Source organism: Ohtaekwangia kribbensis, from assembly GCF_042676245.1.
Lineage (GTDB): Bacteria > Bacteroidota > Bacteroidia > Cytophagales > Cyclobacteriaceae > Ohtaekwangia > Ohtaekwangia kribbensis.
Window position 1 is genome coordinate 1581277 of sequence record NZ_JBHTKA010000001.1, and the last position, 12759, is coordinate 1594035.

Annotated in this window: 13 protein-coding genes; 1 reads left to right on the forward strand and 12 read right to left on the reverse strand. The window is 44.5% G+C overall.

Features of this window, described 5'->3' with window-relative positions; all coding sequences use genetic code 11:
- Nucleotides 1-32: 32 nt before the first annotated feature.
- The 10 genes from ACFQ21_RS06305 to ACFQ21_RS06350 form a co-directional block, all read right to left on the reverse strand.
- Nucleotides 33-1097: a methyltransferase gene (locus tag ACFQ21_RS06305; protein WP_377576394.1), complete on the reverse strand. Its 1065-nt coding sequence runs from the start codon at nucleotides 1095-1097 to the stop codon at nucleotides 33-35.
- A gap of 8 nt (nucleotides 1098-1105) precedes the next feature.
- Nucleotides 1106-2224, reverse strand: a complete 1119-nt coding sequence (locus tag ACFQ21_RS06310; RefSeq protein WP_377576397.1) for a beta-ketoacyl synthase N-terminal-like domain-containing protein — start codon at nucleotides 2222-2224, stop codon at nucleotides 1106-1108.
- On the reverse strand, nucleotides 2224-2637 hold the full coding sequence (locus ACFQ21_RS06315; RefSeq protein ID WP_377576400.1) for an acyl-CoA thioesterase: 414 nt from the start codon (nucleotides 2635-2637) through the stop codon (nucleotides 2224-2226). Before ACFQ21_RS06315 ends, ACFQ21_RS06310 begins: the two co-directional genes overlap by 1 nt.
- Before the next feature lie 97 nt (nucleotides 2638-2734).
- Nucleotides 2735-3370: a hypothetical protein gene (locus tag ACFQ21_RS06320; RefSeq protein ID WP_377576403.1), complete on the reverse strand. Its 636-nt coding sequence runs from the start codon at nucleotides 3368-3370 to the stop codon at nucleotides 2735-2737.
- A 65-nt stretch (nucleotides 3371-3435) separates the two neighbouring features.
- The gene (locus ACFQ21_RS06325) at nucleotides 3436-3864 is read right to left on the reverse strand and encodes a 3-hydroxyacyl-ACP dehydratase (protein ID WP_377576405.1); all 429 of its coding nucleotides are present in this window, start codon (nucleotides 3862-3864) and stop codon (nucleotides 3436-3438) included.
- A 42-nt stretch (nucleotides 3865-3906) separates the two neighbouring features.
- A complete protein-coding gene (locus ACFQ21_RS06330) occupies nucleotides 3907-4791 on the reverse strand; it encodes an LpxL/LpxP family acyltransferase (protein ID WP_377576408.1) in 885 nt (294 codons plus the stop codon).
- A gap of 4 nt (nucleotides 4792-4795) precedes the next feature.
- Complete coding sequence (locus ACFQ21_RS06335; protein WP_377576411.1) at nucleotides 4796-5053, reverse strand: acyl carrier protein; 258 nt, start codon at nucleotides 5051-5053, stop codon at nucleotides 4796-4798.
- Nucleotides 5054-5055: 2 nt separating this feature from the next.
- Entirely contained in the window at nucleotides 5056-6279 is a 1224-nt protein-coding gene (locus tag ACFQ21_RS06340) for a beta-ketoacyl-[acyl-carrier-protein] synthase family protein (protein WP_377576414.1), read from the reverse strand.
- Between the two features lie 152 nt (nucleotides 6280-6431).
- The gene (fabG, locus tag ACFQ21_RS06345) at nucleotides 6432-7160 is read right to left on the reverse strand and encodes a 3-oxoacyl-ACP reductase FabG (RefSeq protein ID WP_377576417.1); all 729 of its coding nucleotides are present in this window, start codon (nucleotides 7158-7160) and stop codon (nucleotides 6432-6434) included.
- Nucleotides 7161-7193: 33 nt separating this feature from the next.
- Nucleotides 7194-8738: an HAL/PAL/TAL family ammonia-lyase gene (locus ACFQ21_RS06350; protein ID WP_377576420.1), complete on the reverse strand. Its 1545-nt coding sequence runs from the start codon at nucleotides 8736-8738 to the stop codon at nucleotides 7194-7196.
- Nucleotides 8739-8906: 168 nt separating this feature from the next.
- Between ACFQ21_RS06350 and ACFQ21_RS06355 the strand changes: the two genes are divergently transcribed.
- A complete protein-coding gene (locus tag ACFQ21_RS06355; RefSeq protein WP_377576423.1) occupies nucleotides 8907-11114 on the forward strand; it encodes a patatin-like phospholipase family protein in 2208 nt (735 codons plus the stop codon).
- 1 nt (nucleotide 11115) lies between these two features.
- Here the strand turns inward: ACFQ21_RS06355 and ACFQ21_RS06360 are convergent, their stop codons facing one another.
- Nucleotides 11116-12327 carry a GTP-binding protein gene (locus ACFQ21_RS06360; protein ID WP_377576426.1) on the reverse strand — a complete coding sequence of 404 codons (1212 nt, stop codon included), beginning with the start codon at nucleotides 12325-12327 and terminating at the stop codon, nucleotides 11116-11118.
- Between the two features lie 38 nt (nucleotides 12328-12365).
- Nucleotides 12366-12758 carry a hypothetical protein gene (locus ACFQ21_RS06365; protein WP_377576429.1) on the reverse strand — a complete coding sequence of 131 codons (393 nt, stop codon included), beginning with the start codon at nucleotides 12756-12758 and terminating at the stop codon, nucleotides 12366-12368.
- Nucleotide 12759 lies beyond the last annotated feature (1 nt).

The window sequence follows — 12759 nt, forward strand, 5'->3', positions numbered from 1 at the left end:
TATGACTATATATATAGCTATAGAGCGCTTTATTATACCGGCTTGCACACCAGCAGGGTGTTACCAACTCCCAGCATATCTTTTTGTTCAGCTACTTCAAAACCTGCTTCTTTGATAAAGCCTTTGAATATATCCGAGTGGTACATCTGGCTGTTACCGTTGGCCATAGCCGTGAAGTATATAGATGTTTGCTGCAATGCGAACGCTCCTACCTGGAATCGCTGGCAATCCCAGAACGGCTCGAGTATATATACACTTCCGCCCGGATTCAACGCCTGGCGGCATCGCTTCAGGATCGATATAATTTGCTCATCGGAGAAGCAGTCAAGGAACTGGCTCATCCATATAGCATCAAAGCCTTTCGGGAATGGCAGTGACTCAACCAGTATATCACTTTCGTGGAAACGGATACGATCGCCAAAGCCCCGTGCTGTAATATTTTTATTGGCCATATTTACCTGGCCCGGCAAATCAAAAATAGTAACGACTACATCCGGATCGTACTGAAAACACTCCAGCGCCCATTTACCGGTGTTACCGCCTATATCCAGTAATGATTTAGGTTTATGCTTGAATACGATTGGTAATACATCAGCAAAGGATGCATCAGAATAATAATGGTCAAAGGCCAGCCAGCTCTCTCTTACTTTCGGAGGGAAGTGTGCAAGCGCGCGGTATAGTGTAGGCCAGTCGCCAAACACTTTCAATCCTTCCGGCTTGCCGTTCTCTATACTTTTATCCAGCGTAAATAAACCCTGATAGCATACATCATTCATGAAATCAAAGTTCACTTGTGTAAGCTTGTCATTCAATATGAAGGTTGCTGTCTTCGTTACTTTATATATACCATCTTTGCAAGTGAGTAAACCTATACCCAACGCAGCTTCCATCAATACGCGCACACCATATTTGGACACATTCGTTTTTTCAACAACCTGTTCCTGTGTCAGGCCGTCAGCATGTTGTTGAATAAGTTGCAGTATACCCGTGTCGCGAAGTACGCGGGTTGTTTGAAATACGGCCGGAGCGAATGCTATCCATTGTGCCTTTTCAATTGACTGTAGAGCTGTGAGTTTGTCTTCTTCGAAAAAATTCATAAACTGTTTTATTGATTAACTTTTTCCACAACTAGTGCGGCATTGCATCCGCCAAAGCCGGAAGCAGTTTTTAAAATTCTTCTCAGTGGTTTTGATTGAAACGCACTGCAAACATTTATCTCTTTCGGAACGCCAAAAGTATCAAATCCACGTGTGGGTATCAATTCGTTCTTCAAGAGACCATACATGGTTATTACCGTTTCTATAACACCGGCTGCACCCAGTGTATGGCCGTAGTATCCTTTCAGACTATTGAGTGGAATTGTACTCAACCCGGCATAGTTAAATGCCTTGGCTTCCATCTCATCGTTATATATAGTTGCTGTTCCGTGAGCTGATACAAAGTCTATATCTGCCGGAGTAAGTTCTGATGCCTGAAGTGCATGACTAATCGCGGAAGCCAACTCTTCGCCCGTGCGCGATGGACCGGATATATGGTTCGCATCGTTGCTTACACCGCTGCCGAGTAAACGAATCACTGGAGTTATACCCAAGGATGCCGGATCTGCTGACAAAACCATCACGCCCGCAGCTTCACCTAAATTTATACCGGTACGATTGGCATCAAACGGTTTGCAATGCGCAGGACTTATAGCCTGCAGACTTTGAAAACCGGATACTACAAAGCGACTCAACACATCGGCTCCGAGTATAACTGCGTGATCGTACTGCCCGTTTTCCAGAAAGCGTTTCGCTATAATTAGCGCCAGCACTCCGGATATACAGGCGTTGGACACGACTATATTTCTTTTAAAACCAAATATACCACCGAGATACTCCGCTACTTCGTGCAAATGTATTCGTGGATGATTGGGATTTTCATGATCGAGTTGATCTATATTCCCCTTTGTGGTTGACAGAATAAAAATTGTTTTATCTGCCGGTAGGGTAAATTTCTTCAGCGCAGCTTCCACTGCTTTTATACTGATCTCTTCAAAACGCGTGCGCTCATCAGTTGGTACCAGCGTATCCATAGCCGATGCCATGAAAGGTTTATCGTTCCATGAAGTGTTGGTAACAGACTTCACTCCCGATATACCCTGGCGTATAGCATGGTAGTTCTCTTCGCTGGTAGCACCCAGCGGAGAAACGATACTATCTGCTACTGACCATACTGCGCGCGCCATTATACCTCCATCTTTTTTTTCCAGGCTTGAAAAAATTCAGGCACGGTGAGTTGCAATTGAAAATTCTTGATATCAACAAATACCTGCATGGTACTGCCTACAGCTACAAGGTCGTTTGATACCGACTCGTACATGTTGTAACTGAATTTCAGTTTGGCTGCGTTGGTGGGCTCGTATATAGATTCTACAATAACCGAGTTACCATATCGAAGCGGTTTCTTATAGTCGCACTGCGCTGAAACCACAGGCACTGCTAATCCGTTCTTGTAAAAATCGAGATAGGAAATTCCGTATTTCATACCGAATGCTTCACGGCCATCTTCAAAATATCGGAGGTAATGGCCATGCCACACAATGCCGAGCGGGTCGGCCTCATTGAATCGCACGATAACTTCTGTTCGGTAAATCAGCACGCTTTGGGGGTATTAAAACAAAAGCACAAAGCTAAAAGCTTATTTGAGAAAACTTTCAGCTTTGTGCCTTCAGAATCTTACTTTTTATCGGATGATCTTACGGGCGATAGTATTTCTTACGCCACATCGGGTATTCTTTCTTCTTGATACGCTCCACAATCATGAAGAGTGCTCCTCCCCAGAAATTGCGCATGCCAAATCCTCTTGGCTCTCCGGTTACTCGTTCTGAAAAGAGAACTTCCTTGGTGTCCAGTTTGATAAATGTTACCCAAACTGATGCCTCTTCATTCAACTTGCTGAAGCTCTCCACATTGAACATCATACCGATACCGGACAATCCTTTAAAGTCGTACGATGAAACGATTGACGATACACCATCGCGGTTCAGGTGTATATAATCTTTTTCAGCATTCGAGAGCATAGACAATACATCCAGCGATGCATTGTTATCAAGTGTAGGCTGAATGTTTTTATCGATCTTCTTTTTCTCGATGGCTAAAGCAATATCAAACTTTTCTCCTTCTGTAACGATGAGATTATTCCACGCTTCCACCAAATGACGGATGTCCGATTCCGAACCAAGTTTCTCGCGATCACCAATGAGTTTTGCCTGCGAAAAGTCTAGACCAAGCCAGGTAATTTTTGCATCTTCCTTGAATACATCGCTGCGGTCCTGAGCAACTGCTATAGAAGCAACAAACAGGAGGACGATGAGGGTTTGGAGTTGTTTCATAGTTAGTGTTTTAAGAATATAGTTTACGCATTATACAACTATAGCATTAGGATGCTATAGAAAAATTAAGGCGTTTCAATTTTAGCAAAAATTCTCATTTCGCAAGAGCACAACAGTTGTCCATCCTGCTCAACTTTACCTTGTGCTATGGTTAGTTCCAGCACTTGGTTAACAATGCGAATGGATGTTGTTATCGTTGAGTTCTCGCGGGGTAGTGCATTGATCTTTAAATCTCTCACAGCCGCTATATATCCGATCGGTACCGGTATATTTTTTTGTTGACATTGATACCCAACATGTACCGCAGCCGTCTGTGCTATATTTTCCACAAGTCCGGGTTCTGCAAAATATCCAGCCGTTACAAATACATTATCCGGCTCGATGGCTAATTGTGTTACAGCATGCGCATCGCTTACCTCCACCAGGTTGTGGATCATCACAATCGGCTCGCGCTGCGGGATATAGTTTGTAATGTTGGATTTCGTTGCAAGCATGATGTTTACTTTTCTGACGTGACACGTGCGGTATAACCGACACTATTTTTCCCAAAAGTTATAATAATTAAACCACTGTATCGGGTATAGAAATACTTTTTGCTCGAGCTCATCTACAAAAGCCTTCATCAGTTTATCGGTAAACTCCTGCTTGGGCTCGTCATCCCTGCGCTCGTAAAGCTCGCTGCCAAAAAAATGATAATGTGTAGGAGATTCTTTAAACGCAAATACAATAGACACCGGCACTTTGAAGCCAGCCGCGAGTTGAAAGGGACCAAGCGGAAACAAAGCTTTATCTCCAAGAAAATCCAGTGCTTGTGTTTTGTTGCCTTCGAGGAAACGATCGGCATGCAGGCAGATCAATTCATTGCGTTGCAACGCCTGACCTATGGCATATACATGAGATATGTCGTTCTTGATAACGATCACGTTGAAGTTATGGCCACCGGTAACTTCCTGTAAATATTGTTTGATGCGCTCATGTTCGCCATCAAACATCACCACGTTAACACGCGTGTTAAGGCGTTTTAATAAATGACCGGCAGCCTCCCAGTTGCCTACGTGGCCACTGAGTAATATACCACCGCGACCACCTTTCACAATGTCGCGGAGATTTTCTTCACCATCAAAATTATAGGTAAACTTGTTTTCTATGCCGGCCATAACAATGACCTTGTCCAGTAACGTCTGACCAAAAACGTAGTAGTTACTATATATCTTCAGCAGCGAGGAAAGCTTTCCGTACTTAAGCCTCGTTCTGAAATAAGCATAGATGTGTTTTGATGAACTCCAGGAGACCAGAAAATAATAACCTGCAACAAACCGTAGTAAAAAGTACGCGGGCTTCACTCCCATGTACTTTATTACATAGACAAATATCCTATAACCCAGTTTGTTACCCTTCGATTTACCTTGCCATCGCGGCATAGGATCATGAAGTTACTTTCTCTCCTACGCGGCTAGTCACGTAGTCATAGAAGTTCTGAAACGTAACAATGTTCACGAAGTCTTCCGGCTTTACTTTAAAACCGAAGTTACTTTCAATTACCACCACCAGGTCAATGTAGTCGAGGCTATCCAGCTCAAGCGTCTCGCGCAGGTTGGCTTCCGGAACAATCTTGCCGGCCTCTACCTCAAATTCTTCTACTAAAAACCCATTGATTTTTTCAATGATTGCTGTTTGATTCATCGCTATTGCTTCCACTTTTTAACAATTAAGGTCGAGTTTGTTCCTCCGAATCCGAAAGAATTAGACAAAAATACGTCAATATTTTTATTCTGGGCCTTGGTGATAATGTTCAGGCGCGCAGAGTCTTCGTCAGGAGTTTCGAAATTAATATTCGGAGCCATGAATGAATTTTCCATCATCAGCAACGAGTATACAATTTCACTTGCTCCGGCCATCCAGCATTCGTGGCCAGTCATTGATTTGGTAGAACTCACCGGTGTCTTCACATCTCCAAACACATCAAATATCGCTTTCGCTTCACTTGCATCTCCGGCCGGTGTTGAGGTAGCATGTGCGTTGATATAGTCTATTTCAGAAGCCTTCAAACCCGAATCTTTCATCGCGATGCGAAGTGAGCGTGCAGGTCCTTGAACAGTAGGATTGGAGATGTGCTCACCGTTTGATGAGAAACCATAGCCAATCACCTCTCCTAATATTTTAGCTCCTCTGCGTTGTGCAGATTCCAGGCTTTCAAGAATAACTGTTGCAGAACCTCCGCTCGGTACTAAACCATCGCGGTTCTTATCAAAAGGTCTTGATGCAGCCGTGGGATTATTCTCACGGATTGAGAATGCACTAAGCGCATCAAAATTTCCCATGGAGTATTTATTCGTTTCTTGTGCACCTCCGCAGATAATGCAGTCTTGCATACCGTTCTTGATGAACATCGCTGCGAGCCCGATAGAATGTGAACCGCTGGCACACGCAGCACTTACAGTAAAGTTTATACCCTTTAACCGGAAGATGGTGGCCAGGTTCATATTTACAGTAGAGTTCAGGGACTGGAATACAGACCCTGATCCGATAAGCATTGTATCTTTTTTCTCGCGGATGATATCCGTTGCTTCTATCACTGGTTGAGCAGAACTGTCGTTACCGAAAATGATACCGATCTCGTGTTGATCGAGATAGTCCTGATCAAGACCAGCGTTCTTCAATGCTTCCGTGGTAGACATGAAAGCATATTCACCTTGCTCGGGCAACATGATGCGCGCACGTCTCTCAAGCACACCTTTCAGAGAAGGTTTCTCCACCTTACCCGTGAGCCCTGATCGATACCCCATTTCTTTTCTGGCAGGATCCAGCCATATACCAGATTTACCTTCATAAAGTGACTGTGTTACTTCTGCCAGGTCTTTGCCGATGCAGGAATAGATACCGATGCCCGTAATAACAACTCTATTCATAGAGAGGTCAAGGTTTTTTTAAATGTTTACCTTCCCGCAAGGGGCAGGTAATGTTTTATTTTCGCAAAAATAATTTTTTTAATCCTGATTGTCACCATTAACCCATGTAGTGCTACAAAGATTAGCAGTGATGTACCTTTTTAGATAATTATCTACGAATAAAGGCCTCCGTTGATGGAGAGTACTGTACCCGTGATATAGGATGCTTTAGGCGATGCAAGAAATACAATTGCTTCAGCCACTTCTTCTGGTTCGCCAAAGCGTTGCATCGGTATAAGAGCTTTCAGTTCCTGTTCGTTCAGATCCTGCGTCATATCGGTACGGATAAAACCAGGTGCAACAGCGTTCACGGTTATGTTTCTGCGGGCAACTTCCTGTGCCAGTGCTTTGGTCGCACCGATCACACCGGCTTTCGCCGCCGAGTAATTTACCTGGCCCGGCATACCTTTTATACCCGACAGTGAAACTACGTTTACAATTCTGCCATAACGCTTTTTCAACATGCTGTTTACCACCAGTCGCGTTACATAGAAGAAACCATCGAGACTTGATCCCAACACACCATCCCACTGCTCATCGGTCATCCACATCAGCAACGTATCCTGACGTATACCCGCATTATTCACCAGGATTTCAATCTGCTTGTCAGCATTCTTCTCCATCCATCCACCCAACGCAGTGGCTACTTCTTCTTTGTTCGAAACATCAAACTTCAACAGTTCACCGGTAACATTTTTCTCTTCTACAAGCTTCTTCGTATTCAAAGCTTCTGCTTCGTTGCTCTTGTAGTTGATGAGTATATTATATCCTTGTTCGGCAAGTTTAATGGCAATGGAACGACCAATGCCACGTGAACCTCCTGTAACGAGTGCGTATTTCATTTAACAGTTTTTATAAGTGGAAGTGGGACAATATCAATTCAACGGAAACGTAGCTCCGAGATTTACCAGGTACTTGCGTATCGTTTGTATATCGTTATACCGTGGTTTGTCTTCGAGCACGGGGCCTACCAGCGCACGGAATTCATCGTATACTTTGGTTGTAAAGGATGAAAGACGTGTATGGCATTTCAGAAAATCGATCGCCTGCACCACAGCAAAAAGCTGAATGGTAAGCACATCAAAACTATTGTCGATCACGCGCTTCGTCATCAGTGCAGCATTACATCCCATACTAACAATATCCTGGTTGTCATTGTTATTGGAAATGCTGTGGAGATACATCGGGAATGATAAGGTCTGGTTCTCGGCCGTTGTAGATGTTGCCATGAACTGCATACCCTGCAAGCCGAAATTCAAACCGAGTGTTCCCAGGTTGATGAACGGAGGAAGTTTCTGATTGAGTTTATCATTAAGCAGGTAGTTCAGCTGACGCTCCGAAAGCATGGTAAGCTTGGTAATAACGATCTTCAGTTTATCCATGGCCAGCGAAACGTAATCACCGTGGAAGTTACCACCGTGGTATACCATTTCGCGTTCATGATCGATCACCGGGTTGTCGTTAGCAGAGTTAACTTCATCTTCCAGTACGCGTTGTACTTCAACCAACGTATCGTATACCGGTCCGAGGATCTGCGGCACACAACGGAGTGAGTAGTACTCCTGAACTTTATCAGTAAATACAGCTTCTACAATCCTTCTATGGTATAAATGCTCCGGACGTTTACGAATCAATTTACTATCAGACAACACGGTACGGATACCGGCTGCGATCTTGGTTTGTCCGTTATGAAGTTTTACGTGATTGAGTTCTTCCGAGAAGTGATCATCAAACGACTTCATCAGTTCGTTGGTGATTGCTGAAAGAATGGTAGCACATGAAAGCAGACGTTTCGCCTGGATAATGTTAACCATACCAACACCGGTCATGGCAGAAGTTCCGTTCATCAGTCCAAGTCCTTCGCGCAGGTGAATGTCTAACGGCTTGAGACCGTTTTCAGAATATACTTCATTGGCCGGACGAAGTTTACCATCTACCAATACTTCACCTTCGCCTATCAGATTGAGTGCGAGGTGAGCCAACTGCACGAGGTCACCGCTGGCACCAACACCACCGCGTTCAAAAATACACGCGCTGATTTTTTTGTTGAGCAAGTCGCGGATCAGTTCCGCTGTCTCAACGTGCACACCGGAAACACCTTGCATCAGACTATTCAATCGCGCAAGCATTGTAGCACGCGAAAGCTCTTCCGAGAATGGCTGACCGGAGCCGGCACTGTGGCTTCGGATGAGGTTATACTGAAGCTGACGCTGGTCATCTTCACTGATTTTATATTGAGCCATCGGTCCAAAGCCGGTATTGATACCATAGATGACTTTGTTCTGCGCATAGGACTGCAGAAAGTCAAAGTTCACCACTACTTTTTCACGGGCCGTGTTGTCCAATTCTACTTTACCATTCTGATAAAGTAATTTTTCGAAATCGTCAACAGACAATTTTCTGTTCCCAACAGTGATCATACGAACTAAGATTTAGGCAAAAGTTGCGCAAAATAACAAAACTGAAAGCAAAATTCCCATCTGGTGTATTGTTCTGGTAGCTTTTTGTTTAGTTCTATCCTCCAAAAAGTGACACTTTATCGGACGTATCTTTAGCCGATAAATGAATAATACTATTTTGATGCCCTCATGGTGAAGTACCCAATCACAGTTATTTTTCTGTTCATAGCAAGTCTCGCTGCGGCCCAACCTAAAATTGGATTGACGCTGAGCGGTGGCGGAGCAAAGGGCCTGGCGCACATTGGTATACTCGAAGCAATTGATAGTGCGGGACTTAAGGTAGATTACCTGACCGGTACGAGTATGGGCAGCATCATTGGTGCGTTGTATGCGGCCGGGTATTCGGGCAAAGAGATCGAGAAGATTGCCCGCACCCTGGATTGGGGAGTTCTTTTCTCGGGCAAGCCTTCCATCAGTAATGTTAACATTGATGAGAAGAATGAGTTTGGAAATTATGCGATTGAGATACCGTTCGAAAATGGAAAGTTCAAGATCGCTTCCGGAATTATTGAAGGGCAGGAGATCTGGCTGAAGTTTCAGGAACTGTTGCTGCCGGTGTATGATGTGAAAGATTTTTCAAAATTCCCAATACCGTTCAAGTGTATTGCCACCGATGTAGGAACTGGTAAAGCGGTGTTGCTCGATCAGGGCGAACTCGTTACGGCTATACGATCGAGCATGGCTATACCTTCTGTATTTACGGCTATTGATTACAACGGAACCAAACTCGTGGATGGCGGAGTAGTACGAAACTTCCCTGTGCGCGATGCCAAAGCGATGGGCGCAGATATACTCATCGGTGTAAACTTGTCGCAAGGGCTTCGGCCTGCCACCGAACTTCACAGCGCTATAGATATACTATACCAGATTGGCTTCTACAAAGATGCTGATGATTTCGAACGCGAACGCAAACTCTGTGATATACTGATTGAACCTGATCTGAAAGATTTTACTGCGGCCAGCTTCAACAGTGCCGATAGTATTATTGAACGCGGTAAAGATACAGGCAACAAATTCTACCCGATGTTCAAGCGCCTGGCTGATTCACTGCGACAGGTATACCCGAAGTATAAAGTGAACACCAAACGTTTACCCACCATCAAAAAGATAACGGTGGATGATATGAAGGTGGAAGGCCTGCATCACACCACGAAGACATCGTTCATAAACCGTCTGCATCTTGAAAAAGGAAAAGCGTATGATGGTATTGAAGTTGCCAATGCCATTCGCAGAGTATACGGTTCGCAGAACTACAGGCGTATAGCCTATGAGTGGCAACCCACCGAACCCGGCAAAGCCAATCTCAAATTCAATGTAATCGAGCAGCCCCTCACCTACTTCAAAGTAGGTATACATTACCATACCTTTAGCAACGTAGCACTCATTGCAGCCGTAACATCCAAAAACCTGTTATTCGATCGATCAAAAACAACTGTAAAGGCAAACATCAGCGAGAACTTTCGGTTTCTCATTGAGCACAACCAAACCTTTGGTGAATCGGAGAACAACAACCTGATACTCTCCATGTATCACGAGCGTTTCCGTTTCCCGATCTACGCTGACTTTGAGCAGACTCATTTATACCGCAGCCGCTATGCCGATTTTGATGCCCGCCTGCAACATACATTCGGGTTTAGTCAGGCGCTTGGTATAGGCGCCTCGCTGGAGTATTTTAAAATCAAGCCGAAGATGCGTGCCGATGTTGCCGCAGAAGCCAGCAACAGTTACCTCACCAACTATATATACTATCAGCTCAACACGCTGAACAAGCGAAACTTCTCCACGCGCGGCTGGAATGTTAAAGCTCAGTTAGGATGGGTATACGCGCAGGAGCCGCGAAGCATCGCTTTCGAAACCGACTCGCTTACACAATCGGACACCACCAACCTGCATGGATACGCGCAGTTTCGTTTCAAGGCAGAGAACTTCAAGCCGCTTTCGCCTCGTCTTACCTTGCTAACACAGTTCAACACTGCCATCAACTTCTCGCCTCGCGAAGCTTATCTCAACTTCTTTAATATAGGCGGCATCAACGATTTTATACGCAACCAGGTACCGTTCACCGGTCTCAATGAGTATCAGCTTACAGCGCATAGCGTTGGTGTACTGATGACTGGCCTTCAATACCAGATCTCCAAAAGTTTATATGCCACTGCCCGTATTAACGGAGCGGTATATGATTTTCTCGAGGATGATAATCGAAAGACAAGATATCTCTCCGGTTACGGATTGTCCATCGGGTACGACTCTGGTATAGGTCCCATCAGTCTCTCTGTGATGTATAGCGATCAGTCACAGAAAGTTCTCGGCTATGTAAACATCGGTTTCACATTCTGATTTACATCGGCCAGGGATCGTTAAATTTTTTACCGGCATGAAAAGTATATACTTCTTCATCGGTTAATATGCAGGTATATAATTCATCGCGCACCTGTTGCTCGTTCATTTGCGTGCCGATGAATACGATTTCATTCATACGATCGCACCACTCTGCATTCCATTTTTTCTGAATACTTTTCTCATCCTGTATATAGGCAGGGTTGCGTACACGTTCAACCTCAGGTACTGAGGCCCACCATTTGCCATATACTTCCGCCTGCGAAGAACCGCCTGCCTGGCTCCACACCAATGCATCATCCGGTCGTGATGCCAGCCAGAATATACCTTTACTTCGCACAATGTTTCCGGGAAATTCAGTTTGTACATACCGCCAGAAGCGCTCGGGATGAAAAGGTCTGTGCGTTCGGAAAACGAACGAGGTGATTCCATACTCTTCTGTCTCCGGTGTATGCTCATTGTTCAACGCACGAATCCAGCCTGCAGCCTGCGATGCTTTTTCGTAGTTAAAAGAACGTGTATCGAGTATATCATGCGGATCAATTCTACCCAGCACCGACTTGACAATCCTGGCTCCGGGATTTAGCTTGATCAATATACCTTCCAGTAACTTCAGTTCGCGTGCCGATACAAGATCGGTTTTGTTGAGTATAATGACATTGGCAAATTCAATCTGATCGGTGAGCAGATTCACAATGGTGCGCTGGTCTTGTGCATCATCGGTAAGGTTGCGTTTCAACAATGTATCTGCACTGCCAAAATCTTTAAAGAAGTTAAAAGCATCCACTACGGTTACCATAGTATCAAGCCGTGTAACGGCAGACAAATCATACAACGCATCCCCTACATCAAAGCTAAACGTCTGGGCAACGGGTATAGGCTCCGATATACCAGTGCTTTCAATAAGCAGGTAATCAAATTTACGTTGCGCTACAAGTTTTTGTACTTCGCGAATCAGGTCATCGCGCAGGGTACAACAAATGCAGCCGTTACTCAGCTCTACCAGTTTCTCTTCGGTGCGCGACAACTGCACTTCATTTGCCACGAGGCGTACATCGATATTTACTTCGCTCATATCATTTACGATCACAGCTACTTTCAATCCCTGACGATTGTTGAGTACATGGTTCAGCAATGTAGTTTTACCGGCTCCCAAAAAGCCAGAGAGTACCGTTACCGGAAGTTTCTTCCCCGGTTTAAAAAGATTCATCATATCGTAAAGAGTATATTTCTTAAAAGGACATTGATTTTTTAGTCACCGCGAAATTGCCGCAAGCTGGCAGCAATGGAATCAATCTTTACCTTCATTGCGCTTTGCACAACCACCATTTCGATTGCTGTTATCGGTATCATTTCAGCGGGTGCATGATGATGATGTAATTCACCGTGGTGATCTGATTCATTACCGGGCACCTCCACGATATCGGCCTTCCAGTTTTCAATCGCCTCGATATATAGCTTTATGGAATCCTGTATTATCGTATCCATCGCCAGTATATAAAGGCTGTCCTCAAGCTTCAAAGCAGTTTGTATAGCTTCGTTATGAATGGCAGCGGCTTCCTTTAATAGTTTATCATCATCCTTGCTTTGCGTGCATGCCACCAGCATACCGGCACCAATCAATATATAGCGATATATGCTCATA